The organism is Mesorhizobium sp. M1273, assembly GCF_040318195.1.
GTDB lineage: Bacteria > Pseudomonadota > Alphaproteobacteria > Rhizobiales > Rhizobiaceae > Mesorhizobium.
On sequence record NZ_JAMYLV010000008.1, the window covers coordinates 104,743 to 130,743 of the forward strand.

Sequence of the window (26,001 nt, forward strand, 5' to 3'; positions counted from 1 at the left end):
GTCAGTTCACTGCCATGAGCGTCTTTTCCGGACCATGAACACGGGATCGCGAACGGCCGATCCAGACACGCAGCAATGCCAGCAGCAGATCAAGGTCGACAGGCTTGGCGATGTAGTCGGAGGCGCCGGCGTCGAGGCACTTCTGCCGGTCGCCCTTCATTGCCTTGGCTGTGACCGAGATCAACGGGATATGGGCGATCGCCGGCATGCTGCGGATCTGCCGCATCGTCTCGTAGCCATCCATTTCCGGCATCATGATATCGATCAGTGCCGCATCGATGTCCGGGCTCTGCTCCAGAAGCGCGATACCTTCCCGGCCACGCTCCGCATGCAGCACCTGGATGTCATAGGTCTCGAGAACGCTGGTGAGTGAATAGATGTTGCGGATGTCGTCGTCGACGATGAGGACCTTTGCGCCGGCGAGGTCGAACTTGTCCGGCTGTTCGGCTGCCGCACTATTGTTGTCGTGGCCTCGCCCCGGGAGCGTCGCGGATATCAGGAGAGCCAGCTGCGCGAAATTCTCCGCCCGCGGAACGTCCGCCAATGCCGGATGCAAGGCGAGCGACTGTTGCAGCGCTTCCGGATGAGGCGCAAAGAACAGCAGCCGCGACACCGACTGTCCGAACAGGACGGCAATCTCATCCAGCATCTGGGCGTTGTCCTTGGCCGAGCGGCCAAAGCCGAGCACAACGGCATCATAGTTGGCGATGCCGATATCGTCCGCATTCGCGGCGACGCGGCCGATCGCGGTGACCGAGGTGACGCCGTCGCGGATCGCCTCGATCAGCGAAAGGCGGCGCTCGGGATCGGGATCGGCAATCAGGACGCGGCTCTGGACGCGGAGCTTTCTGGAATGAATATCCTGGAAGACCTTCATCAGTTCGTCCGACGATACGGGCTTGGTTGAAATGCTGGATGCACCCTTGCGGGCAAGCACCTCGATGTCTTCGGCGCCCGAGATGACATGAACGGGAATGTCCTTGGTTTTCGGGTCATGGCGAAGCAGATCGAACAGCACCCAGCCGTCGATATCCGACAGTCCGAGATCGAGCGTGATCGCGTCGGGAACCAGCTTGCGTGCCAAAGCCAGCGTGCCGGAGCCCGCGGTCGACAGGACGCCTTTCAGCCCGGCCGAACGTGCAAGGCCGAGCAGCAAACCGCCGAAGGTCGGGTCGTCCTCCACGATCAGCACGACCCGATCTTCCGACGAGATCGTGTCGCGGTCATCGAGCAATTCGGAGGACGGCGGGCTCGGCTGCGCCGTCGTCGCGGCCACCTCCATCGCCGGCAGCAACGCCGCTTGCGGGGCCAAGGCCATCCGGGGTCCGTCGAATGGAATGACCAGAGTGAACGTCGAACCCTTGCCCGGCGTGCTCTCGACCCTCAATTCGCCGCCAAGCAGCCGGGCAATCTCCCGGCTGATCGAAAGCCCAAGCCCAGTGCCGCCATATTTGCGGCTTGTGGTGCCGTCGGCCTGCTGGAAGGCTTCGAAGATCAGCTTCTGCTTGTCCTGCGGAATACCGATGCCGGTATCGCTGACGACGATCGCGAGCGCCTCCATGGGTTGCGCCGAACCGTTGTGACGGCCCGCCTTTTCGGCCCGGAAATTCAAGCGGACCTCGCCTTGCGAGGTGAACTTGAACGCGTTCGACAAAAGGTTGAGCACGATTTGCTGCAATCGCTTCTCGTCGGTGCGGACGGTCTCCGGAAGCTCGGGATCGACGTTGATGGTGAAGCCAAGTCCCTTGTCGGTCGCCAGTTGCCGGAAGGTTCGCTCCATGTGCTGGCGAAGATGCACCACCGGCATGTCGTTGATGTCGATCGAGACGGTGCCCGATTCGATCTTCGACAGGTCGAGGATGTCGTTGATCAGGCTCAAAAGGTCGGTGCCGGCCGAATTGATGGTGCGCGCGAACTCGACCTGCTTGTCGTTGAGATTGCCCTGCTGGTTGGTTGCGAGCAGGTTTGAAAGGATGAGCAGCGAGTTCAGCGGCGTGCGCAGTTCGTGGCTCATATTGGCGAGGAATTCCGACTTGTATTTCGAGGTAAGCGCCAGCTGCTCGGCCTTCTCCTCCAGCGCCCGCCGCGCCATCTCGATTTCCAGGTTCTTGTTCTCCACCTGCTTCTTTTCGTTCTCGAGCAGCTGCGCCTTTTCCTGCAGCTCCTCGTTGGTGGCGTGCAGCTCCTCCTGCTTCTTGGTCAGTTCGGTCTGACGCGCCTGCAATTCCGAGGTCAGCAGCTGCGACTGCTTGAGCAGGCCTTCGGTACGCATGGTGGCGGCGATGGTGTTGAGAACGATGCCGACGGATTCCATCAGCTGGTTGAGGAAGGACTGGTGCGTGTCGCGGAATTCGCTGAACGAGGCGAGTTCGATGACGGCCTTCACCTCGTCCTCGAACAGAGCCGGAAGAATGATCACGTTCGCCGGCGCGGCATTGCCAAGGCCGGAGGTAACGCGCAGGAAATTCGGCGGCACATTGTCCAGCATGATGGCGCGCTTGTCGGCGGCACTCTGCCCGACAAGCCCTTCACGCAGATCGAGGCGTTGCTTGATTTCCGCCTTGCTTTCGGCGCCATAGGAGGCGGCGAGCTCCAGATAGAATTCATCCTCGTCGCGGTTGGTCACATAGAACACGCCATATTGCGCATTCACCAGCGGGGCGAGTTCGGACATGATGAGGCGCGAGACCGTGGCCAGGTCACGCTCGCCCTGCAGCATGCGCGAGAAGCGGGCGAGATTGGTCTTCAGCCAGTCCTGCTCGGCATTCTTCAGCGTCTGGTCCTTCAGATTGCGGATCATCTCGTTGATGTTGTCTTTCAGCGCCGCCACCTCGCCGGAGGCCTGGACGCTGATCGAGCGGGTCAGATCGCCCTTGGTCACCGCCGTCGACACCTCGGCGATGGCGCGCACCTGGGTGGTCAGGTTGGCCGCGAGCTGATTGACGTTGTCGGTCAGGTCGCGCCAAAGGCCGGCAGCGCCGGGCACCCGGGCCTGGCCGCCGAGCTTGCCTTCGATGCCCACTTCGCGGGCGACGTTGGTCACCTGGTCGGCGAAGGTCGCCAGCGTCTCGATCATGCCGTTGATGGTGTCGGCGAGCGAGGCGATCTCGCCCTTGGCATCGACCGTCAGCTTGCGCTTGAGATTGCCTTGCGCGACCGCGGTCACGACATCGGCGATGCCGCGCACCTGGTTGGTCAGGTTCGTCGCCATCAGATTGACGTTGTCGGTCAGGTCCTTCCAGGTGCCGGCGACGCCCTCGACCCGCGCCTGGCCGCCGAGCTTGCCCTCGGTGCCGACCTCGCGGGCGACACGCGTCACTTCGCCGGCAAAGGAGTTCAGCTGGTCGACCATGGTGTTGATCGTCGATTTCAGCTCCAGGATCTCGCCCTTGACGTCGACGGTGATCTTCTTCGACAGGTCGCCGCGCGCCACAGCGGTGGTCACCTCGGCGATGTTGCGGACCTGGCCGGTCAGGTTCTCGGCCATCGAATTCACATTGTCGGTCAGATCCTTCCAGGTGCCGGCAACGCCGCGCACCTGCGCCTGGCCGCCGAGCTTGCCTTCGGTGCCGACCTCGCGCGCCACGCGCGTCACCTCCGAGGCAAAGGAATTCAGCTGGTCGACCATCGTATTGATGGTGTCCTTCAGCTCGAGGATCTCGCCGCGCACATCGACGGTGATCTTCTTCGACAGGTCGCCCAGCGCCACTGCCGTCGTCACCTCGGCGATGTTGCGCACCTGGCCGGTCAGATTGGCGGCCATCGCATTGACGTTGTCGGTCAGGTCTTTCCAGGTGCCGGCGACGCCGCGCACCTGCGCCTGGCCGCCGAGCTTGCCGTCCGAACCGACTTCGCGCGCCACGCGCGTCACCTCGGAGGCGAAGGAATTCAGCTGGTCGACCATCGTATTGATGACGTCCTTGATCTGCAGGATCTCGCCCAATGCATCGACGGTGATCTTCTGGGTCAGGTCGCCGGTCGCAATCGCGGTTGCTACCTTGGAGACGTCGCGTAATTGCACGGTCAGATTGCCGGCCATGGCATTGACGTTGTCGGTCAAATCTTTCCAGGTGCCGCCGACGCCCTCGACATGCGCCTGACCGCCGAGCTTGCCCTCCGACCCCACTTCGCGCGCCACACGCGTCACTTCCGAGGCGAAGGAATTGAGCTGATCGACCATCGTGTTGACGGTGTCCTTGAGCTCGAGGATTTCGCCCTTGACGTCGACGGTGATCTTCTTCGACAGGTCGCCGCGGGCAACGGCGGTCGTCACCTCGGCGATGTTGCGGACCTGGCCGGTCAGGTTGGCGGCCATCAGGTTGACGTTATCGGTCAGGTCCTTCCAGGTGCCGCCGACGCCCTTCACCTCGGCCTGGCCGCCGAGCTTGCCTTCGGTTCCGACCTCGCGCGCCACACGCGTCACTTCCGAGGCGAAGGAATTGAGCTGGTCGACCATCGTGTTGATGGTGTCCTTGAGCTCGAGGATTTCGCCCTGCACGGCGACGGTGATCTTCTTCGACAAGTCGCCCGAAGCGACCGCAGTCGTCACCTCGGCGATGTTGCGGACCTGGCCGGTCAGGTTCTCGGCCATCGAATTGACGTTGTCGGTCAAGTCCTTCCAGGTGCCGGCGACGCCGCGCACCTGAGCCTGGCCGCCGAGCTTGCCCTCGGTGCCGACCTCGCGGGCGACACGCGTCACTTCGCCGGCAAATGAGTTCAGCTGGTCGACCATGGTGTTGATGGTCGATTTCAGTTCGAGGATCTCGCCCTTGACGTCGACCGTGATTTTCTTCGACAGGTCGCCAAGCGCCACGGCCGTGGTCACCTCGGCGATATTGCGCACCTGGCCTGTCAGATTTTCGGCCATCAGGTTCACGTTGTCGGTCAGGTCCTTCCAGGTGCCGCCGACACCTTCGACGCGCGCCTGACCGCCGAGCTTGCCTTCTGTACCGACTTCGCGCGCGACGCGCGTCACTTCCGAGGCGAAGGAATTGAGCTGGTCGACCATCGTGTTGATGGTGTTCTTGAGTTCGAGGATTTCGCCTTTCACGTCGACGGTAATCTTCTTCGACAGGTCGCCGGAAGCGACGGCGGTCGTCACCTCGGCGATGTTGCGCACCTGCCCGGTCAGGTTCGTCGCCATGGCGTTGACGTTGTCGGTCAGGTCCTTCCAGGTTCCGGCCACACCTTTCACGCGAGCCTGGCCGCCCAGCTTGCCTTCGGTGCCGACCTCGCGCGCCACGCGCGTCACTTCCGAGGCGAAGGAGGCCAGTTGCCCGACCATGGTGTTGACGATCTTGCCGATGCGCAGAAACTCGCCGCGCAGCTGCCGGCCGTCGATTTCGACCATCATCGTCTGCGACAGGTCACCCTTGGCCACCGCGCCGATGACGCGCGCCACTTCGGCCGTCGGCTGAACCATGTCCTCGATCAGATCGTTGACGGAACGGACGCTCGATTCCCAACTGCCGGTGGCGTTGCGGACACGGCCGCGTTCGCCGATCCGGCCATCCTTGCCGACGACCTTGCTGAGGCGTTCGAACTCGCGCGTGACCTGATCGTTGAGTTCTACGATTTCGTTGAAGGTGTCGGCGATCTCGGAATCAAGGCCGGCGTAGACATTGTCGATGCGAACGGAGAAATCACCGCTCCGAAAAGCCTTCAGCGCGTTCAGTATTTGACGACGGTCCAATTGCCTTGTGGATGCAAGCACGCTCACAGCGCCCCTCCCAGCTCACGGATTTCTTGAATGTCCCGGTGAAACTGTCCCCTGCGGCCGACACAACTCCCCGCAAGCGCAAGAACGCGGCATGCTCGATTTGGTTCCAGACGAAATTGCCGCTATGCGGCAGGAATTTCGCAGCCGCATTCACGAAACGACGAGCAACAAAGATCCATAATGATTGTATCGATCAATATTTCTGCCCAACGGAACATCTCGAAAAAACTCTCGTTGGTATAGATCGCGATCCAGCGATGCAACTCGATGGAGACACTAAGATGATGAAAATTCTCTCTGCATCCCTACTTGCTATCGGCCTGGCCACATCTGCCATGGCACAATCCATGGGCTCCGGGACCGGAAGCGCCGATGGCAATACCGGCGTCAACACAGGCACTTCCGGCGGCAACACCGGGACCGGCAGCGCAACTACCCCGAACACAATCGATCCGAACGCAACGAACGCTACCACGCCGCAGACAAACGGTATGGAGGATCGCTGCAAGGATACGGCGGGCAGCGATACCGACAACAACACACCCAGCGGCGCTATGACGTCGGATATGCAGAACTGCAACAAGTAACGGAGTTTTGCGCAGCGGTCATTTCAGCCCGCGGCCTGGTCCAGACCGGTGCTCGCGGTTCAAACCACAGCCAGAAATATGCACAGACCGGGCACGGGCTCATTACTTCTGAATGGATCGGCGAGCCCAAGCCGGGCGGCCGATTAACTAGTCTCAGCTAGGTTCTGCGATAGGCGGCGGCCAGCCCGGCGGGCGGGGCGGCCGTTCTGCTGATTTTCGCGGAGAGAACTGGTGGAGCCAATCGGAATCGAACCGACGACCTCTTGAATGCCATTCAAGCGCTCTCCCAACTGAGCTATGGCCCCACTCCGGCAGTTCACCGGCGCCGTTTCCGGCGAAGAGATCCGGCGCGGGTTCTAGACCGCGCCGTTAGTGAAGGCGGCTTCTAACCCCGCCTTCAGTCAATATCAAGCCTTCAAGAACCGCTTTTTCTAAGCAGCGCCGCGAAAGCCGGCGAATGCGGTTCGCTCAGACTTCGTCGTCGTCTTCGCCGACGCCGATCATGTCGGCAACGTCGTCGTCTTCTTCCTCCTCGTCGGCGAGGAACGTGTCATCCTCGTCATCGCCAAGGTCAACGTCGTCTTCGTCATCGCCGAGATCGGGAAGCTCGTCGGCCTTCGCGTCCTCGTCCGCCTCTTCGAGCGAGACGACCTCGACGCCCTCTTCCTCCTCGGCGTCCACTTCCTTCTCGGCAACTTCCTCTTCCTCCTCGAGGGCGGCGATCTTGCCTTCTTCGAAATAGGAGCGCGGATAGCTCTTGCCCGTGTAAGGCGAGACGATCGGGTCCTTGTTCAAGTCATAGAATTTTCGACCTGTCTCCGGGTCGATGCGTTTGGTGCCAAGTTCGGGTTTTGCCACAGCAAGCCTCGTCGATGAAAGTTTGGTCCCCTTAACCAGAGTTTACGGCGCTGTCAAAGCGAAAAGCCGGCGTCCCAAAAAGCTTGAATTCGAAGGCCTTCATACCAAGGGGATGACCATTTCGGCACGCCATGATAGGAGACCCCGCAAACCAGCAGAAAATGGCCGGCCGCCGGCGTTTCCAGGAAAGAACCATGTCGCACACTGCCGCCCCGAAGCAGGCCACCGCCCGCAAATCATCTGGCCTTTCAGGCGCGGCACGGGTGCCGGGCGACAAGTCGATCTCGCACCGCTCGTTCATGTTCGGTGGCCTGGCCTCCGGCGAAACCCGCATCACCGGGCTGCTGGAAGGCGAGGATGTGATGCGTACGGGCGCTGCCATGAAGGCCATGGGCGCCCATATCGAGAAGCATGGCGCTGAGTGGGTGATCCGCGGTACCGGCAACGGCGCGCTGCTGCAGCCGGAAGGCCCGCTCGATTTCGGCAATGCCGGCACCGGCTCACGCCTCACCATGGGCCTGGTCGGCACCTATGACATGGAAACCACCTTCATCGGCGACGCCTCGCTGTCCGGCCGGCCGATGGGCCGGGTGCTCGAGCCGCTCCGCCAGATGGGCGTGCAGGTGCTGAAGGCGACGCCCGGCGACCGCATGCCGATCACGCTGCACGGGCCCAAGCACGCCGCTCCGATCACCTACCGCGTGCCGATGGCATCGGCACAGGTCAAGTCGGCGGTGCTGCTGGCTGGGCTGAACACGCCGGGCATCACCACCGTCATCGAGCCGGTTATGACGCGCGACCATACCGAAAAAATGCTCAAGGGGTTCGGCGCCAATTTGTCGGCCGAGACCGACGAGCGCGGCGTGCGCCACATTTTCATCGAAGGCCAGGGCAAGCTCATGGGGCAGACGATCGCGGTGCCTGGCGACCCCTCCTCGGCCGGCTTTCCGCTGGTGGCGGCGCTGATCGTGCCGGGTTCGGACATTACAATCGAAAACGTGCTGATGAACCCGACCCGCACTGGACTTCTGTTGACGCTGCAGGAAATGGGCGGCCGGATCGATATAATCGAGCCGCGCAACGAAGGCGGCGAGGATGTTGCCGATCTGCGCGTGCGTTACTCCGAGCTGAAAGGCGTCACCGTGCCGCCCGAACGGGCGCCGACCATGATCGACGAGTATCCGGTGCTTGCCGTGGCGGCCAGCTTCGCCGAGGGCGAGACGCTGATGCTCGGGCTGGAAGAACTTCGGGTGAAGGAATCCGACCGTCTGTCGGCAGTGGCCGAAGGGCTGAAGCTCAACGGCGTGGACTGCAGCGAAGGCGAGGCCTCGCTTGTCGTGCGCGGAAAACCCGGCGGCAAGGGCCTCGGCCAGCATCCCAACGGACAGGGCACCATCGTCCAGACCCATCTCGACCACCGCATCGCCATGAGTTTTCTGGTTATGGGGCTGGCGACGGAAAAGCCCGTGACCATCGACGACCAGGCGATGATCGCGACCAGCTTTCCGGAATTCATGGGTCTGATGAAAGGGCTTGGGGCGGAGATCGAGTAGCTTGATAGCAATCAATAGCCTTGGGGGTTGGGGCCAAACTGGAACGTCGGCGGGACAGCGCCCCCCTCTGTCCTGCCGGACATCTCCCCCACAAGGAGGGAGATTGGCAGCTTCGGCGCTCCGCTCAATCCTGCGACGTAGACAATTGGCGAAAGCCGCGATGGCCGCCGATCTCCCCCCAAGTGGGGGAGATGTCCGGCAGGACAGAGGGGGGCGCGAAGGATCGCCACGCCTATCTGGATCATTGCGCTTTTCGATTCCGGTGGGCGGCCAATGACCTCAACTTTCACCATCGCCATCGACGGACCTGCCGGCGCCGGCAAAGGCACCCTCGCTCGGCGACTCGCCGATCACTACCGGCTGAACCTGCTCGACACCGGCCTTACCTATCGCGCGGTGGCGCATGCGCTGCTCCGGCTCGGCCTGCCGCTCGACAATGTTTCGGCCGCTGAAACCGCGGCCCGGCAGGTCGATCTGGCAAAGCTCGACCGCGCAGTGCTTTCGGCACACGCCGTTGGCGAGGCGGCTTCGAAAGTGGCAGTGATCCCGTCGGTGCGGCGCATCCTGGTCGAGAAACAGCGTGACTTCGCAAGAACACCGCCTGGCGCGGTGCTCGACGGCCGCGACATCGGCACCGTCGTCTGTCCCGATGCCGACGTAAAACTCTATGTCACGGCAAGTGCCGAGGTGCGGGCAAAGCGGCGGCTGGATGAAATCGAGAGCATCGGCGGCACTGCCAATTTCGACGAAATCCTTGCCGATATCGTGCGCCGCGACGAGCGCGATATGGGCCGCATGGACTCGCCCTTGAAGCCGGCCGCCGATGCGCACTTGCTCGACACGTCGGAAATGGCTATAGAAGCCGCGTTTCTGGCAGCTCAGGCGATCATCGACGATGTCCTGGCCAAGAGAAACGAAGCCTGAGCCGGGTTTTCCTGCCGCCGCCGATTGCCGGCGACAAAAAGACTTCCCATATCGGGTATGAACCAGCCTGCCAGCATTCTTCATGCGCCGGAATTGCCGCTCAAGGGCGGCCAAGGGCTTTTTGCCCGGAACGCTGGCAGGCCAACGCAACGCTAACCCACGGCGCCCGCCCCGCGACAGATTGCGGGGCATTCCAGGAGAAACTATGTCAGTTGCAAATCCCACTCGCGATGATTTCGCGAGCCTGCTCGAAGAATCATTTTCCGCCGGCCATTCCGGCGAAGGCCAGGTCGTCAAGGGCATCATCACCGCCATTGAGAAGGACATGGCCATCATCGACGTCGGCCTCAAGGTCGAAGGCCGCGTGCCGCTGAAGGAATTCGGCGTCAAGGGCAAGGACACGACGCTCAAGGTCGGCGACACGGTCGAGGTCTATGTCGAGCGTATCGAGAACGCGCTTGGCGAAGCCATGCTGTCGCGCGAAAAGGCCCGCCGCGAAGAGAGCTGGGTCCGTCTCGAAGAGAAGTTCACCAAGGGCGAACGCGTCGAAGGCGTCATCTTCAACCAGGTCAAGGGCGGCTTCACCGTCGACCTCGACGGTGCCGTGGCCTTCCTGCCGCGCAGCCAGGTCGACATCCGCCCGATCCGCGACGTCTCGCCGCTGATGCACAACCCGCAGCCCTTCGAGATCCTCAAGATGGATCGCCGCCGCGGCAACATCGTGGTGTCGCGCCGCACCGTGCTCGAGGAAAGCCGCGCCGAACAGCGTTCGGAAATCGTGCAGAACCTCGAAGAAGGCCAGGTGGTCGAAGGCGTCGTCAAGAACATCACCGACTATGGTGCGTTCGTCGACCTCGGCGGCATCGACGGCCTTCTGCACGTCACCGACATGGCATGGCGCCGCGTCAACCATCCGACCGAAATCCTCAATATTGGCCAGACGGTCAAGGTGCAGATCATCCGCATCAACCAGGAAACCCACCGCATCTCGCTCGGCATGAAGCAGCTCGAGAGCGATCCGTGGTCCGAGATCGGCACCAAGTTCCCGATCGGCAAGAAGATCAAGGGTACCGTCACCAACATCACCGACTACGGCGCGTTCGTCGAGCTGGAGCCGGGCATCGAAGGCCTCATCCACGTTTCGGAAATGTCGTGGACCAAGAAGAACGTGCATCCCGGCAAGATCCTGTCGACGACGCAGGAAGTCGACGTGGTGGTGCTCGAAGTCGATCCGGCCAAGCGCCGCATCTCGCTCGGCCTCAAGCAGACGCTGGAGAACCCGTGGGAGGCCTTCGCGCGCAGCCACCCGGTCGGCAGCCAGGTTGAGGGCGAGGTCAAGAACAAGACCGAGTTCGGCCTGTTCATCGGCCTCGAAGGCGACGTCGACGGCATGGTCCACCTTTCCGACCTCGACTGGACCCGTCCGGGCGAGCAGGTGATCGAAGAGTACAATCGCGGCGACATGGTCAAGGCGCAGGTGCTCGACGTCGACATAGACAAGGAGCGCATCTCGCTCGGCATCAAGCAGCTGGCCAAGGACACGGTCGGCGAAGCAGCGACGTCAGGCGAACTGCGCAAGAACGCAGTCGTCACCTGCGAGGTTATCGGCGTGAAGGATGGCGGTCTGGAAGTGCGGCTGGTCGACAGCGGCATCGAGACCTTCATCAAGCGCTCCGATCTCAGCCGTGACCGCGACGAGCAGCGCCCCGAGCGCTTCACCGTCGGCCAGAAAGTCGACGCCCGTGTCATCGCCTTCGACAAGAAGACCCGCAAGCTGCAGGTCTCGATCAAGGCCCTGGAAATCGCCGAAGAGAAGGAAGCGGTCGCCCAATACGGTTCGACCGACTCCGGCGCTTCGCTGGGCGATATTTTGGGTGCCGCGCTGAAGAAGCAGGGCAGCTAAGCCAACACCGCGCCTCGCGCGGGTTATAAACGAAACAAAAGCCCCGCCGGAACGATCCGGCGGGGCTTTTGCTTGTGACCTTTTGCTTGCGACGGACCGCAGGCTCAGGCCCGGCCGTAGAGTGGCACCAGCGTGCCGCTGATCGCCATGTTGGCCGGCGAGGCGAGATAGGCAATGGCCTCGGCGGCCGCTTCAAGGCTGACCCATCTGCTGAAATCTGCGTTCGGCATGTCAGCCCGGTTGGCCGGCGTGTCGAGCGTCGAGGGCGCCACGGCGTTGACCAGGATGCCGTTGCCCTTCAGCTCTTCGGCTATCGCCACGGTCATCGCGGCGACTGCCGCCTTGGCGGCGGCGTAGGCCACCTTGCCGGAGCCGCGCCGCGGATCGAGCCCGGCTCGCGCGGTGACATTGACGATGCGGCCCGGCACGGAAGATTCCAGCATCGAGCGTATCGCCGCGCGGCAGCACAGGAAGGTGGTGCGGGCATTGGTGTCCATCATCTCGGCGAAGGAGGCGGGCTCGATCTTCTCGACCGGCGCGGCGGTGAAGCCGCCGGCCAGATGCACCGATGCCCATAAATTCGGAACGCTGGCATAGAAGGCGTCGACCTTGGCAGGGTCGGCAAGGTCGACATTGTGCGCCAGCCTGACGCGGTCATGCGCCGGAAAGGGAAAATGCGCAGGCGCGGCAGCGTGGGCATTGGGCACATGGCAGATCGCGCCCTGCTCCAGCAGTTTTCCTACGACCGCGCCGCCAAGGGCACCGGTGCCGCCGGTCACCACGATATGTCTGCCGTCCAGTGTTTCCGTCATATTCGACCGCTCCGTCATTGCGCGCCGCCGATGCGGAAGGTCGCGCCTTTCGCGCGATCACTCAACCGAAATCTCGATGACGTAAGGTCGTCCAGTCGCCCGCGCGCGCCCGAGCGCGTCCGCCAAGCCGCCAGTGCCAGAAATCCGCTCGGCGGCAATGCCGTAGGCTTCGGCCAATTTGCAGAAATCCGGCGGTGCCGGGGAGACGCCGACCGGCTCGACGCCGACGTCGAGCATCGAGGTTTCGATCTCGCGGTAGCCACGATTGTTCCAGACGGCGAAGATCACCGGCGCCGCCGCGTCGAGCGCGGCGCCCAGTTCCGGCAGGGTGAACTGGAAGCCGCCGTCGCCGGTGAGGCAAACGACCGGCGCCTCAGGCCTGGCAAGGACGGCACCGATCGCCGCCGGCGGGCCATAGCCGAGCGCGCCGAAGCCGGTGGCCGCGTTGAACCAGCCGCCCGGCCGGTCGTGATCGTAATAGAGGTTGGCGGCGTAGACCGGCTGGGTCGAATCGCCGACGATGATCGCGCCAGGCAGCGCATCGCGGATCGTCTCGACGGCTCGCAATTGCGCCTGCATGGCCGGGCCGATCTCGGCAAAGGCCGCCTGCCGCGTCGCGGCGGCGCGGGCTGAACCATCATCCAATGGCGTCTCGTGCGTGCCGATTTCGGCAAGCAGCGCCTTGAGCGCCGCTCCGCAATCGGCCTGGATCGAAATCCGCGCAGGCCGGCGGGCAAGCTGGTCGGCGCCGATGTCGATGCGGATCAGGTTGGCGGGCAGGACAAAACCGCCGTCGCCATAGCCATCATAGTCGGTCGGACCGAATTCGGTGCCGGCGGCAATGACCAGGTCGGCATCGGCGATCAGCGCACGCACCGCCTTCAGGCTGGGGCTGGCCGGCACGCCAAGTGGATGACGATAGAGCAGGCCGCGCGCATTGGCGGTCTGGACGACCGGCGCTCCCAGCCTCTCGGCCAGGTGCTGCAACGGCGCTTCGGCCGCTTTGGCGCCGCCGCCGGCCAGGATAAGCGGCCGGCGGGCAGACGCGCATAGCCTTGCCGCCTCGGCAATCGCCGCCACATCCGGCTCGGGCGGCGCTGAACTCCGCAGCAGCGGCACGATGCCGTTGGCAGGCAGGCTCATGACATCGGTCGGGATCTCGATGTGCACCGGACCCGGACGCGAGGATGAGAACAGCGCAAAGGCGCGGGCGAGCACGCCGGGCAGTTCGCCGGCCTCGGTGACACGGTGCGAAAACAGCGCCACCTTCTCCATCATGCCGCGCTGGTCCGGCAGTTCATGCAGATGGCCAAGGCCTTTGCCCAGCGTCGGTGTGGCGTTGACGCCCGAGATTACCAGCATCGGCACCGAATCGGCGCGCGCCTGGCCCATGGCGGTGATGGTGTTGGTCAGCCCCGGCCCGGTGATGACGAAAGCGATACCCGGCCTGCCGCTGGCGCGCGCATAGCCGTCAGCCATGAAGCCGGCGCCCTGCTCGTGGCGCGGCGTGATGTGACGGATCTTCGACCGCGCCAGCCCGCGGTAGAGCTCGACCGTGTGCACGCCGGGGATGCCGAAGACGATGTCGACGCCGTGCGCTTCGAGCAAGGTGATGAGCGCTTCGCCAATGGTCGTCATTGTCTTAGCACCGGGCGTGTGAGGCAGGTCGGGCCGCCCTCGCAGGCAATGCACAGCGCATCGGCCTCGAATGTCGAGACCGTACAGCCAGCGGCCTGCATGGCAGCCGCCGTCTTCGGAAAACCGGCAACGGCGATAACCTGGCGCGGCGCGGTCGGCAGGACATTGAGGCTGAGCCCATTCGAGGCGAAGAATTCGTCGGCATCGCCGTCGACCAGCCGAATGCCACGTTCGCGCAGCATCTGATGGAAGGCGACCGGCAGGAGGGGCGCATAGACCAGCGCCAGATCGTCGGCGAGCGGGCTGATCACCGACATCAGGTGCAGGCAGGCCTCCTCGCCCTGCCAGAGCGGCAGGTCGAAGCCATAGACCTGGATGCCCTTGGGCGAAAGCAGGTTGGAGAGCTGCTGGATGCCGTGCTGATTGGTGCGCACGCCGCGGCCGATGGCCAGCGTGTTTGCATCCACCCACACGCAGTCGCCGCCCTCGACCTGGCCGGGAGCCTCGATTCGGCCGAGGACGGGGATGCCCATGCGCCCATAGGCTGCCTCGTGGAGGCTGGGCTCGGGCCGGCGCAGCGCCTTGCCCATGGCAAGGATGACCGCGCCATGGTCGGTCATCAGCGAGGGATCGTGGGTAAAAACCGAATCGGCAAGCCCGTCGTCGGCGTCACTCAGCCATTCGATCTCAGCGCCTGAGGCCGAAATCAGCCTGGCCAGCGCATCATGCTGGACCGCCGCTTTTTGCGGATTGAAGCCGGGGCCATAGTGCCACTCCAGCGCTTCGGCCCGACGCATGGCGCCGGCAGCGGAGCGCATCAGCACGCGCTGCAGCGTCCCGGCCATCGACTGCGACCCGTATGCTTTGCCCACTAAATTCTCCTGAAACGCGCCCCTCCTGCCAATAGCCACTCGGCAGGCGGTGATCAATGGTCCAAAAAACTGCGGTTGACGGAGACAAGCGGAACGGTCCATCTTGAGAATCGGAACGCTGTCCAGTGACGGGTAATGGGTAAAAAATTCCAGCAACCACTGCCTCGGCTGCTCCGCGGGGCGCCGCGACGATGACAGCGCCGGCCACCGCCCTGAAGCATACGGCGCAGAACGGCGCCGCCGAAGCCATCCACGTCGAGAACCTGCACAAGAATTTCGGCAAGCTGCACGTACTGAAGGGCGTTTCGCTGTCAGCGCGCGACGGCGAGGTGATCGCCATCATCGGCGGCAGCGGCTCGGGCAAATCGACGCTGCTGCGCTGCATCAACTGCCTGGAGAACCCGACCAGCGGCATTATCCGGGTCAATGGCGAAGAGATAAAGCTGAAGGCCGACAGCTACGGCCACACCGTGCCCGCAGACCGCAAGCAGATCGAACGCATCCGCTCCAAGCTTGGCATGGTCTTCCAGAACTTCAATCTGTGGAGCCACATGACGTTGATCGAGAACGTCATCGAGGTTCCCGTGCATGTGCTCGGCGTCAAGCGCGATGTGGCGATCGGCGAGGCGGAAAAATTGCTCGCCCGCGTTGGCCTGGCCGAAAAACGCGACGTCTATCCTGCCTATCTGTCGGGCGGCCAACAGCAGCGCGCCGCGATCGCCAGGGCGCTGGCCATCAATCCGCGCGTCATGCTGTTCGATGAGCCGACTTCGGCGCTCGACCCGGAACTCGTCGGCGAGGTGCTGAAGGTGATCGGCGACCTGGCGCGCGAAGGCCGCACCATGGTGCTGGTCACCCATGAGATGAAGTTTGCCCGCGAGGTCGCGACGCATGTCGTCTACCTCCACAACGGGCTGGTCGAGGAAGAAGGGCCGCCGGAACAGATCTTCGGCGCACCAAAATCCGAAAGGCTGAAGCAGTTCATCCGCAACATCAGTTAAACCGTGGGCGGACGAAAACCGGGAACAACAACAAACTGGGAGTCATGACGATGAAGATTATTCTCAAGACCTTTGCGGCAGCGCTGCTGCTTGGCGTTGCCGCCGTGGGCGTGGCCAAGGCCGATCCGGTCAAGATCGGTGTCGCTGCCGAGCCCTATCCGCCGTTCACCTCGCCGGATGCTTCCGGCAAATGGGTCGGTTGGGAAATCGAATTCATCGACGCTGTCTGCACCGAAGAGAAGCTCGACTGCGTCATCACGCCGGTCGCCTGGGACGGCATCATCCCGGCGTTGACGACCAAGAAGATCGACGTCATCGCCAGCTCGATGTCGATCACCGACGAACGCAAGAAGACGATCGACTTCTCCGACAAATATTACAACACCCCGACTGCGATCATCGGGCCGAAGGACCAGAAGTTCGGCTCGACACCGGAGGACCTCAAGGGCAAGATCATCGGCGTCCAGGTCTCGACCGTACACGCCGACTACGCCAAGAAGCACTTCGCCGACGCGGCGGAAATCAAGGAATACCAGACCCAGGACGAGGCCAACCAGGATCTTGCCGCCGGCCGGGTCGACGCGGTGCAGGCCGATTCCATCGCCCTCGACGCCTTCCTGAAATCGGACCAGGGCAAGCAATGCTGCGATCTGAAAGGCATGGTCGCGCCGGATCTGGCCATTCTCGGGCCCGGCGTCGGCGCCGGCGTCCGCAAGGAAGACACCGAGTTGAAGGAAAAGATCAACGCCGGCATCAAGGCCATCCGCGCCAACGGCAAATATGACGAGATTTCGAAGAAGTACTTCGACTTCGACATTTACGGTGCCGACACGCAGTCGAACTGACGGCCTCATCCATGAGCGATTAACCACGCGGCCCCGATAGAGCCGCGTGGTTCGTCGAAATACATCGACGCGAGCTTCCGCGGGCGGAGATCGCTGGCGGTTTTAGCGCCAGCAATTCGAGGGCGACGCTGATCGACGCATTTGTTCCGACTTGGGCTGCCTCTGCCATCGCGCTTCTCTCGCCCGTGCCGCCGGGCTGGGGTGGAACGCTCATCGTCGGGCTGCTCCATACGATCGAGATCGCGGTCGGCGCCACCGGTCTCGGCCTTTTGATCGGCATCGGCGGCGCCTCCGGCAAGCTATATGGTGGTCCGGTGGTGCGCGATCTCCTGGCAGTCTATACGACCGTCGTGCGCGCCGTGCCGGAGCTGGTGCTGATCCTTCTGCTCTATTACGCCGGTACCGACCTGATCAATCAGATGCTGACGGCAATGGGCTATCAGCGCATGGACATTAGCGGGCTGGCGGCCGGCATTGCCGTGCTCGGCTTCGTCCAGGGCGCCTATTCGACCGAGGTGATCCGCGGCGCGATCCTTGCCATTCCGCAGGGCCAGATCGAAGCCGCGCGCGCCTATGGCATGTCTCCCGGCCTGCTGCTGCGGCGCATCACGCTGCCGGCGATGCTGCCGTTCGCCATACCCGGCCTTGCCAATCTCTGGCTGATCGCCACCAAGGACACAGCCCTGCTGGCGGTCGTCGGCTTTTTCGAGCTGACATTGGCGACACGGCAGGCGGCCGGCGTCACCAAAGCCTATCTGACATTCTTTATCGCCGCCGGCGCGATCTACCTTCTGTTGACGCTGGTTTCGAATCTGATCATCGGCCGTATCGAGACATGGGCCCGCCGCGGCATGCCGTCGCTCAAGGAGGCCCGGTGATGGCTGACCCCGCGATGACTGGCGAAGCGGCGGCCGTCGTGATAGCCGCACGCGCTTCGCTGTGGCTGAAGCCGCATCGTATCGTGCTGATCCTGATCGCGCTGGGACTGGTTTTGGCGGCGGCCGTCTTCATGCGCTGGGACTGGCTGCCGAAATATTACGGGATGGGATTGCTCGGCATCTGGCGCGCGCTGTGGATTCTTGCCGTCACCTGCACGCTGGGCTTCCTGCTCGCCATGCCGCTCGGACTGGCACAAGCCGCAGGCTCTTTCTGGTTCGCGGCGCCCGCCAAGGCCTTCTGCACGGTCATCAGGGGAACGCCGCTGCTGCTGCAGCTCTGGTTGCTCTATTACGGGCTGGGCTCGCTGTTTCCACAATATCCATGGATTCGCGAGTCCTGGATGTGGCCCTATCTGAGGCAGGCATGGCCCTATGGCGTGCTCGGGCTGACGCTGTCCTTCGCCGGCTATGAGGGCGAGGTGATGCGAGGCGCTTTTGCCGGCGTACCGAAAGGCCAATTGGAAGCCGCCCGCGCCTTCGGCATGAGCCGGTGGAGGATTTTCCGGCGAATCTGGCTGCCGCAGGCCTTCTACCGCGCGCTGCCGACACTGACGGGCGAAATCGTGCTGCAGCTGAAATCGACGCCGCTGGTGGCGACCATCAGCGTGATCGACATATTCGCCGTCTCTTCAAAGGTGCGTCAGGATACCTACCTCACCTATGAACCCTTGCTGCTCCTGGCGTTGATCTATATGGCGATCACCGGCATCCTCGTCTTCACCCTGGGCAAGATCGAGGCGCGGATTCCGAACAAGATTGGTTAGGTGAATGGTGAATGGTCAGTAGTGAGTAGCCCGTAGTGTTTCCGGCTAAATCCCACTCACCATTCACCCATTCCCTCAGATATTCATGGCAATCACAATGCAACTCAGTCTCGACCAGGCGACAGGGCTGTGCCGGATGGCCGCACTTGGCGCTGGCGCCAACGAAGAGGCGGCGCAGTCGCTGGCTGCCTCGATCGTCGCGGCCGAGGCGGAAGGACTGTCGACCGTTGGGCTGTCGCACTTCATCGATTATCTCGAAGCGCTGGAAGCCGGCCGCATCGACGGCAACGCCGATCCGGTGATCACCAGGCCGGCGCTCGCGGTCTATCTCTCCGATGCGCGCGGCGGACTGGCGCATACCGGTTTCGACCGCACGATCGATGAACTCGCCAAGGCGGCGCGGCTGTTCGGCGTCGCGATTTTTTCGCAGAAGAATGCCTATACGTGCGGCGCGCTCGGCTATTTCACCGGAAGGCTGGCCGCGCAGGGATTGGTGTCGTTCGCCGCCACCAACGGCCCGGCCGTGCTTGCCGGCTCGGGCTCGGTCAAGCCGGTCTACTGCACCAACCCGATGTCCTTTGCGGCACCCGCCGACGGGGCGGCGCTGGTCATCGACCAATCGTCGAGCGCCACCGCCTTCGTCAACATCCGCAAGGCGGCCGAGGACGGCAAGAAGATACCCGAAGGCTGGGCACTGGATGCGAGCGGCAATCCGACCACGGACCCGGCAGCTGCAATGAAGGGCGCCATGCTTGCCTTCGGCGGCCAGCGCGGCGCCAACATCGCGCTGATGGTCGAGGTGCTGGCTGCGGGCCTGTCGGGCGCCAACTGGTCGCTCGATGCGCCATGGTTCAGCGGCGGGCCGGACAGTCCGGGGACCGGCCTGTTCGTGCTTGCCGTCGAGCCCAAGCTGCTCGATCCGGACTTCGAAAAGCGGATGAAGGATCAACTCGACCGGCTGCGGCGGCGCTATGGCGTGCATGTGCCGGGGCGTGCCCGGGCCGAGGCCGCGGAGAAGGCGGCGGCGCGCGGCATAAGCGCGCCGAAAGCCGTGGTGCAGCGCATTTCCGAATTCGCCGCCCGCTATTCGTCCTGAAGAAATTCGTTTGTCCGATGAGCGGCTGAGAACGCCTGCCGATCCGGCAGCGCGAGCCTACTTCCCGCAATAATGATCGTTGATGACGTTCGCCGCATTCGCGTCCGGCCCTACCCTGTTGTAGGAGCAGGGTTCGGCGGCCGTCGTGAACAGGTGGTTGTCATAGTAGCGCGGGCCACCGAACAGAATGTCGATGATGTTGCCGTTGGCCGGAACGTAGCGTTCGGGTTGAGCTTGGTGGTGATGCCGGTTTGCCGCGAATGCCGAGGCACCAATGCTGCAGCCTGTTGCGAAAGCCAGAGCGAAGATCGCAACGCGTTTTGTCGTCATCGGCAATATCCTCCATTCGGAATCAAACCATACATCCTAAAATCGCCGGCCGGAACAAAGGTTCCTGTCCCGAATGGAGTTACCCTAAAGCCCGGCGTCGGCGGGTTTTCTGCCGTTTCCAACGGATACTGGAAATCATGCTTCAACAATGCCGGGCGACCGATGGTCACCCTTTGCCTTTGGCGCGAAACCGACTATGAAACGGCTTCAAACCAAACCATCTGGATAGCCCGCCGGAGCCAGCCATGACCGAAATCCTGCAGACCCCAAAGCTCGTCGTCGTGTTCGGCGGCTCCGGCTTTGTCGGTCGTCATGTCGTGCGGGCGCTGGCCAAGCGCGGCTACCGCATCCGGGTTGCCTGCCGTCGGCCCGATCTCGCCGGCCACCTGCAGCCGCTCGGCAATGTCGGGCAGATCCAGCCGGTGCAAGCCAATGTCCGGGTGCGCTGGTCGGTCGACCGCGCCGTGCAAGGCGCGGACCATGTCGTCAATCTGGTGGCGATCGCGCATGAGGCCGGCCGGCAGAAATTCACTGCCGTCCACGAGTTCGGCGCGCGGGCTGTCGCTGAAGCGGCGCGCGCCGTCGGCGCCGGCCTCACCCACATCTCGGCTCTGGGAGCGGATCTCCACGCGCAATCGGACTACGCGCGTACCAAGGCGCTCGGCGAAAAGGCCGTTCTGGAGACGGTCCAAGACGCCGTGATCTTGCGGCCATCGATCAATTTCGGGCCAGAGGACGGTTTCTTCAACCGCTTTGCCAACATGGCCCGCTTTTCCCCGGTGCTGCCGCTGATCGGCGGCGGGCAGACGAAATTCCAGCCGGTCTATGTCGGCGACGTCGCCGAAGCGGTGGCGCATTCGGTCGACGGCAAGGTCCACGGCGGCCGGATATATGAACTCGGCGGGCCGCAAGTGCTTACCTTCAAGGAATGCATGCAACAGCTGCTTATCATCATCGAACGCAAGCGGTTTTTGCTGCCCGTGCCATGGTGGCTGGCGAACCTCCAGGCATCAATTCTCGGGCTGTTGCCCAATCCGTTGTTGACCAAGGACCAGGTCCTGCTGTTGCGCCAGCACAATGTCGTGTCGGAAGCCGCCGTCAAGGACAACCGGACGCTCGCCGGCCTCGGGATCCAGCCACGGTCGATCGGAACCATCCTGCCCAGCTATCTCTGGCGCTACCGCGCCGCCGGCCAGTTCCAACGCAAGTCCGCCGCATAATACGAACGGACGTCCGGTTGCCTACGAGGCGCGCCGGGTGACCTGCATCGGCAGGCCGCCTTGCGGCTGCGTCGTCAGCTTCTGCACCGGCCAGGGGCGGGTTTCCGCGGTGGCGTCGAAACGGTAGCGTGACAGCATGATCGCCAACGCGATGATTGCCTCCTGCATGGCGAAGCTGGCGCCGATGCAGACGCGGGGGCCGGCGCCGAACGGCAAATACTGGAAACGATCGATCTTTTCGCGGTTTCCCGGATGGAAGCGTTCCGGCATGAAAGCGTCCGGCCGGTCCCACAATTTCCGATGGCGGTGGACGACCCACGGCATCACCAGCACCGCAGCACGTCGCGGTATGTAGAGGCCGTTCCAGGTTTCGGGCTCGATCGGTTCGCGGTTGATCGACGGCGCCGGCGGATAGAGCCTGAGCGCCTCTTCGAAGGCGGCACGGGTGAGCGGCATGGCGTCGAGCCATTTCGTCGGGTCGGGCTCACGCGCCAGCACCGCATCGATCTCGTGCTCGATCTTTTCGCGCTCCCACGGCGCTTCGGCAAGGCAGTAGAGCGTCCAGCCGAGCGCCCTGGCCGTAGTCTCGTGGCCGGCGCCGATAAAGGTGATGATGTTGTCCTCGACCTCGGCCCGGGTCAGCCCGCCCGGTCCCTCCGCTTTCAACAGCAGCGTGAGAAAATCCTGCGGCACCGTGTCCGGATCACGCTTCAACCGCGCCTCGCGCATCTGCACCGTGTCGGTGACGATCTTGCGGAAGTAGGCCATGGTCTTGCGGCCGCGGATGCGGGTCAGACGCGGCAGCCAATCGGGTGCCCGCAACAGGTCGAGCGGATCGACCCGACCCATGGTCTCGAACAGGCGGTCGATCTCCTTGGCAAAGCTGCCCGGCTCGCCTGAAATCTCACCGGAAAACAGCGTCTCGGCCAGGATGTCAAAGGTAAGCAGCGTCATGTCGTGAGCGATGTCGAACGTGCCGCCGCCCTCGTAGCGCGTGACGAACTCCCGCGTGCGCCTCAGCATCGGCTCGGCAAAACCGAAGATATGGCGCGGCGTGAACACCGGCGCCATGGCCTTGCGCGAACGCCGCCACACTTCGCCCTCGGCGGTCAGCAGCCCGTCGCGCAAGATCGGCCGCAGGATCAACTGGCGCACCGTGGCCATCTTGTAGTTCTTGGCGTTGTCGACAAGCACATGGCGGATGAGGCCGGGATCGTTGGCGATGACCAGCGGTCCCCCGACGCCGTTCACCGAAATCCAGGGCTCGTTGTAGGTCGCCTCACCCCACAGTTCGAGCGGATTGCGGTAGACGATGCGGATCATCTCCAGCGTTGAAGGCGGCGCGGTGCGCGGCTTCGGCGCCGGCGGGACGAAGGGGACGGGCTGACTGTCCATGGCTTGCTCCGCTGACACCTCAATGTAGTGGCGGGCAAGGCAGGCGTCCATGTGAGCGGACGACAAGGTGATGCATCCGCTCTCTGGAATGTGACCCGGGCACCGGAAAGTGCCTGCTTGCTGTGTCCGGCTGCGTGTCTTAGGTGGCAGCACCACAGATGTCAGAACCGGCGGGAGCCTGCCTTGAAGCACCAGTTGAACGTCATCATCGGCAGCACGCGGCCGGGCCGCGCCGGACCCGCTTTCGCAAAGTGGCTGGAGAGCTTTGCGCGCGAGCATGGCAAATTCGAGCCGGTGCTCACTGACATCGCCGCATTCAACCTGCCGGTGCTGGACGAGCCGCATCATCCGAGACTCGGCAAATACGAAAACAGCCACACGAAAGCCTGGTCGAAAGCAATCGACGCAGCCGACGCATTCGTCTTCGTGGCGCCGGAGTACAATTATTTCACCGCTCCCGCGATCGTCAACGCGGTCGACTACCTGCTCAGGGAATGGCGATACAAGCCGGCCGCCATCCTCAGCTACGGCGGTGTCTCCGGCGGTTTGCGAGCGGCGCAGGCGGTCAAACCGTTGCTGACCGCCGTCGGTGTCATGCCGATTCCGGAAGGCGTGGCGCTGCCGATGTACCAGAAGCTGCTCGACGAGACCGGCGCCTTCCTGCCCAGCGAGCAGGTGCTCGGCGGGGCCAGGACCATGCTGGACGAGCTGTTCCGCTGGAGCGAAGCGCTGAGGCCGATGCGCGCCAGCTAACAACGCGAACGGCCGAACTGGCCGATGCCATAACTTGCTCATGCCATAAAGAGATGGAATGCTCCGGCAAATGACCGGGCCGGGGCGGTTCGATTTGCGTTTTCTGTTTGCCTTGCTGCTGATCCTCTCGACGGCCTCCGCTGCAATGGCGGAACGGCGCGCTGCGCTGGTCATCGCCGAGAACGACTACCGGCTGATCCGGCCGCTCGCCAATCCCGTCAATGACGGCGAGATCATGGAAACGGTGCTGAGGAAGCTCGGTTTCGAGGTCTTCCTCGAAACCAACCGCGACCTGCGGCGCATGCGCCGGGCGCTTGACGATTTCCGCGAGGATGCCAAAGGCGCCGACGTGGCACTGGTGTTCTTCTCCGGCCACGGCGTCGAGATAGCCGGCGAGAATCGGCTCCTGCCGGTCGATGCAGACGCGTCGTCGCTCGCTACGCTGGAACGGACCAGCCTGCCGCTGGAGGAGATCCGCGCGACCGTCGCCGCCACCAGCAAGGTCGGACTGATCGTGCTCGATGCCTGCCGCAGCGATCCGTTTGCGGCTACGGGCGGCGAAGGCCGCGGCGCAGCGGCGCTGGTAAAAGAGGTCAGCGACAAGGTCCGGCCGGGTCTTGGCCGCATCGGGCGGGCAGAAAACATCCTGTTTGCCTTCTCGGCGGCGCCCGGCGAGACCGCCGCGGATGGGACGGACCAGAATTCGCCGTTTACCGCGGCGCTGACGAAATACCTCGGCACCGAAGGTCTCGAGATCCGCTCCGTGCTGACGCTCGTGCAGCAGGAGGTTTACGACCTCTCGCGCGGCAAGCAATTGCCCTATGTCGAGAGCGGCCTGCCGCAGCTGTTCTTTGCCGCCTCGGCCAAGGAGAAATTGCCGGAACGCGAACGCCTGTTGCTGGCCATGGCCGAGGTGACGCCTCAGATGCGCGGCGAAGTGGAGAAGATCGCCAGCGACGCCGACATGCCGCTGGCACCGCTCTATGGCGCGTTGATCAGTTCCGATGCCGGCCACCTCTCCGCGGACAGTCTGAACGCCAGGCTGCGTGAGGCAGCCGACGCCTTCGTCAAGGTGCGGAGCGAAATGCAGACGCTTGGATCCGACGATCTCAGAGTGTCGGCGTTGCGCCGGCAGGCCGAAGAGCAGCTTTCGCTGGGAGCGTTCGATGCGGCGCGGAAAAAGCTCGCCGAGGCAGCCGAGATCGACAGTGTCTCTCGCAACGCTTTGAAGGCCAATTTCGTCAGCCGCACGCTCTCCGAGGCCGCAACGCGCTATTTGTCCGGCGGGGCGGCGCGCGCCGACCTCGACTACGCCACAGCCATCAAGGACTATGAGTCCGTGCTCGCGCTTTATGACGAAGCCGGACAGGTGGTGCTGTCGCTCGACGACGCCGACCGCTTGATCCGCACGCTGGACGAGCTCGGCAAGCTGTATACCACGGTCGGCAATATCGATGCGGCTGGCCGTGCCTTCGAGGCGCTGCAAGCCGATCTCGAGCGGCGGTCGCATCATGAAACCGATCTCAACGTGAAGCGCGACTTCGCCGTCAGCCACGTCAAGCTCGGCAACGTGCGGATGGCGCAAGGCAATCTGCCGTCAGCGCTGCAGAATTATGGGACCGCCAAGACCATTCTGCAGGGCCTGACCGAGGCAGAACCGGACAATCTGGAGTGGTTCGGCGACCTCGCCATGGCCGACGACAAGATCGGCAACGTATTGGCGACGCAAGGCGATCTGGCCGGCGCCGCAGAGGTCTACCAGGAAAGCCTGTCGATCAAGAAGCAGCTCGCCGCCGGAGAGCCGGACCGTGCCGAACTGCAGCGCGACCTGACCATCACCTACGATGAGATCGGTCACCTTGCCCATATCGCAGGCCAACTGGACAACGCACAGGCGGCCTATGAAGAGAGCCTGAAGGTGCGGCTGGCGCTGGCGGCGGACAAACCGGGAGACGCCGACCGGCAGCGTGACGTCTCGGTCAGCCACGATACGATAGGCGACCTGCTGCGCGAACGCGGCGACGCCGCCGGGGCGCTGGCGGCCTACAAGGAAGGTCTGGCGATCGTCAAGCAACTGGCGAAACGCGATCCGGACGACACCGAGTTGAAGCGCGACCTGTCGGTCGGCAACGCCAAGATCGGCAATGCGCTGAGCGACCAGCAGAATTGGCCGGCGGCACTTTCGGCTTATCGTAAGGCACTTTCGCAGGCCAGCGCGCTCGCCGCCGGCGACCCGAACAACACCGAATGGCAGCGCGACCTTTCCGTGTGCATCGAGAAAGTCGCCGGCGTCCTGGCGATACAGGGCGACCACAAAGGCGCGCTGAAAGCCTATCTGGACAGCTACGCGATTGCGCAGAGGCTGGCCAAGCTCGATCCCGCCAATTCCGACTGGCAGCGGGACTTGTCGATAACGCTGTCCGAAGTCGCCACGCTGCGCCTCAGGCAGCGCGACGTCAGGGGCGCCCGGCAAGCCCTTCAGGACAGTCTGGCCATTCGCGAGAAACTTGCCCGGTCCGATCCGGACAACGCCACCTGGCAGCGCGACCTGGTGGTCGCCTATATCGACTACGCCCAAGTCGCAAAGGACCCGAAGGCTGTGCTTTCCAAGGCGCTCGACATGACGCTCGAGCTCGACCGGAGCGGGCGGTTGGCACCGCGCCACAAGTTCATGATCAAGTTTTTACGTGAGCGGCTGGCCAGGATCGAAGCCAGGCGCCGATAGCCTGCTCACGCGATGGTCATTCCGTTCCGAAATGCCTGCAAACCTTGGAAAAACCGCCTTTTGCGCCT

The 26,001-nt window shown here is 63.5% G+C and carries 19 protein-coding genes and 1 tRNA gene; 12 read left to right on the forward strand and 8 right to left on the reverse strand.

Annotated features, from left to right (window positions below; translation table 11 throughout):
• Window position 1 precedes the first annotated feature (1 nt).
• A complete protein-coding gene (locus NKH30_RS11580) occupies window positions 2–5,713 on the reverse strand; it encodes a HAMP domain-containing protein (RefSeq protein WP_352501159.1) in 5,712 nt (1,903 codons plus the stop codon).
• 44 nt (window positions 5,714–5,757) lie between these two features.
• On the opposite strand from NKH30_RS11580, the gene NKH30_RS11585 reads away from it, so the two are divergent.
• On the forward strand, window positions 5,758–6,306 hold the full coding sequence (locus tag NKH30_RS11585; protein WP_352469899.1) for a hypothetical protein: 549 nt from the start codon (window positions 5,758–5,760) through the stop codon (window positions 6,304–6,306).
• A gap of 229 nt (window positions 6,307–6,535) precedes the next feature.
• Here NKH30_RS11585 and NKH30_RS11590 read toward each other — a convergent pair.
• Both NKH30_RS11590 and NKH30_RS11595 read right to left on the reverse strand, forming a co-directional pair.
• Window positions 6,536–6,611: transfer RNA gene (locus tag NKH30_RS11590), tRNA-Ala, on the reverse strand.
• Window positions 6,612–6,774: 163 nt separating this feature from the next.
• Window positions 6,775–7,164 carry a TIGR02300 family protein gene (locus NKH30_RS11595; RefSeq protein ID WP_023676282.1) on the reverse strand — a complete coding sequence of 130 codons (390 nt, stop codon included), beginning with the start codon at window positions 7,162–7,164 and terminating at the stop codon, window positions 6,775–6,777.
• A gap of 194 nt (window positions 7,165–7,358) precedes the next feature.
• Here NKH30_RS11595 and aroA point away from each other — a divergent pair, with 194 nt between their 5' ends.
• The 3 genes from aroA to rpsA all read left to right on the forward strand — a co-directional run bounded on the left by aroA (window position 7,359) and on the right by rpsA (window position 11,544).
• Window positions 7,359–8,717 (forward strand): 3-phosphoshikimate 1-carboxyvinyltransferase, encoded by a 1,359-nt coding sequence (gene aroA / locus NKH30_RS11600; RefSeq protein WP_352995502.1) that lies wholly within the window; start codon window positions 7,359–7,361, stop codon window positions 8,715–8,717.
• 273 nt (window positions 8,718–8,990) lie between these two features.
• Entirely contained in the window at window positions 8,991–9,641 is a 651-nt protein-coding gene (gene cmk, locus NKH30_RS11605) for a (d)CMP kinase (RefSeq protein WP_352995505.1), read from the forward strand.
• 205 nt (window positions 9,642–9,846) lie between these two features.
• Window positions 9,847–11,544: a 30S ribosomal protein S1 gene (rpsA, locus tag NKH30_RS11610; protein WP_023676278.1), complete on the forward strand. Its 1,698-nt coding sequence runs from the start codon at window positions 9,847–9,849 to the stop codon at window positions 11,542–11,544.
• Between the two features lie 104 nt (window positions 11,545–11,648).
• On the opposite strand, the gene NKH30_RS11615 is transcribed toward rpsA, so the two are convergent.
• From NKH30_RS11615 to NKH30_RS11625, 3 genes are read right to left on the reverse strand one after another with little or no spacing between them, the layout of a single operon-like run.
• Window positions 11,649–12,356, reverse strand: a complete 708-nt coding sequence (locus NKH30_RS11615; protein WP_352453685.1) for an SDR family NAD(P)-dependent oxidoreductase — start codon at window positions 12,354–12,356, stop codon at window positions 11,649–11,651.
• A gap of 57 nt (window positions 12,357–12,413) precedes the next feature.
• On the reverse strand, window positions 12,414–13,994 hold the full coding sequence (locus NKH30_RS11620) for a 5-guanidino-2-oxopentanoate decarboxylase (RefSeq protein ID WP_352743809.1): 1,581 nt from the start codon (window positions 13,992–13,994) through the stop codon (window positions 12,414–12,416).
• Window positions 13,991–14,839, reverse strand: a complete 849-nt coding sequence (locus tag NKH30_RS11625; RefSeq protein WP_352743990.1) for a dimethylarginine dimethylaminohydrolase family protein — start codon at window positions 14,837–14,839, stop codon at window positions 13,991–13,993. Before NKH30_RS11625 ends, NKH30_RS11620 begins: the two co-directional genes overlap by 4 nt.
• Before the next feature lie 218 nt (window positions 14,840–15,057).
• On the opposite strand from NKH30_RS11625, the gene NKH30_RS11630 reads away from it, so the two are divergent.
• From NKH30_RS11630 to NKH30_RS11650, 5 genes are all read left to right on the forward strand, one after another.
• Window positions 15,058–15,867, forward strand: a complete 810-nt coding sequence (locus NKH30_RS11630) for an ABC transporter ATP-binding protein (RefSeq protein WP_023676274.1) — start codon at window positions 15,058–15,060, stop codon at window positions 15,865–15,867.
• A 50-nt stretch (window positions 15,868–15,917) separates the two neighbouring features.
• The gene (locus NKH30_RS11635) at window positions 15,918–16,712 is read left to right on the forward strand and encodes a transporter substrate-binding domain-containing protein (protein WP_352849765.1); all 795 of its coding nucleotides are present in this window, start codon (window positions 15,918–15,920) and stop codon (window positions 16,710–16,712) included.
• Between the two features lie 212 nt (window positions 16,713–16,924).
• A complete protein-coding gene (locus NKH30_RS11640) occupies window positions 16,925–17,590 on the forward strand; it encodes an ABC transporter permease (protein ID WP_352578586.1) in 666 nt (221 codons plus the stop codon).
• A gap of 14 nt (window positions 17,591–17,604) precedes the next feature.
• Window positions 17,605–18,414: an ABC transporter permease gene (locus NKH30_RS11645; protein ID WP_352995575.1), complete on the forward strand. Its 810-nt coding sequence runs from the start codon at window positions 17,605–17,607 to the stop codon at window positions 18,412–18,414.
• A 97-nt stretch (window positions 18,415–18,511) separates the two neighbouring features.
• Window positions 18,512–19,510, forward strand: coding sequence for an Ldh family oxidoreductase (locus NKH30_RS11650; RefSeq protein ID WP_352813856.1), 999 nt, complete (start codon window positions 18,512–18,514; stop codon window positions 19,508–19,510).
• A 57-nt stretch (window positions 19,511–19,567) separates the two neighbouring features.
• Here the strand turns inward: NKH30_RS11650 and NKH30_RS11655 are convergent, their stop codons facing one another.
• Window positions 19,568–19,840 carry a hypothetical protein gene (locus NKH30_RS11655; RefSeq protein ID WP_352454720.1) on the reverse strand — a complete coding sequence of 91 codons (273 nt, stop codon included), beginning with the start codon at window positions 19,838–19,840 and terminating at the stop codon, window positions 19,568–19,570.
• Window positions 19,841–20,085: 245 nt separating this feature from the next.
• Between NKH30_RS11655 and NKH30_RS11660 the strand changes: the two genes are divergently transcribed.
• Window positions 20,086–21,060: a complex I NDUFA9 subunit family protein gene (locus NKH30_RS11660; RefSeq protein WP_352995509.1), complete on the forward strand. Its 975-nt coding sequence runs from the start codon at window positions 20,086–20,088 to the stop codon at window positions 21,058–21,060.
• Window positions 21,061–21,081: 21 nt separating this feature from the next.
• On the opposite strand, the gene NKH30_RS11665 is transcribed toward NKH30_RS11660, so the two are convergent.
• A complete protein-coding gene (locus NKH30_RS11665; RefSeq protein WP_352995512.1) occupies window positions 21,082–22,455 on the reverse strand; it encodes a cytochrome P450 in 1,374 nt (457 codons plus the stop codon).
• 183 nt (window positions 22,456–22,638) lie between these two features.
• On the opposite strand from NKH30_RS11665, the gene NKH30_RS11670 reads away from it, so the two are divergent.
• Both NKH30_RS11670 and NKH30_RS11675 read left to right on the forward strand, forming a co-directional pair.
• Window positions 22,639–23,208: an NADPH-dependent FMN reductase gene (locus NKH30_RS11670; protein WP_352681479.1), complete on the forward strand. Its 570-nt coding sequence runs from the start codon at window positions 22,639–22,641 to the stop codon at window positions 23,206–23,208.
• A gap of 58 nt (window positions 23,209–23,266) precedes the next feature.
• Window positions 23,267–25,933 carry a caspase family protein gene (locus NKH30_RS11675; protein WP_352995515.1) on the forward strand — a complete coding sequence of 889 codons (2,667 nt, stop codon included), beginning with the start codon at window positions 23,267–23,269 and terminating at the stop codon, window positions 25,931–25,933.
• Window positions 25,934–26,001 lie beyond the last annotated feature (68 nt).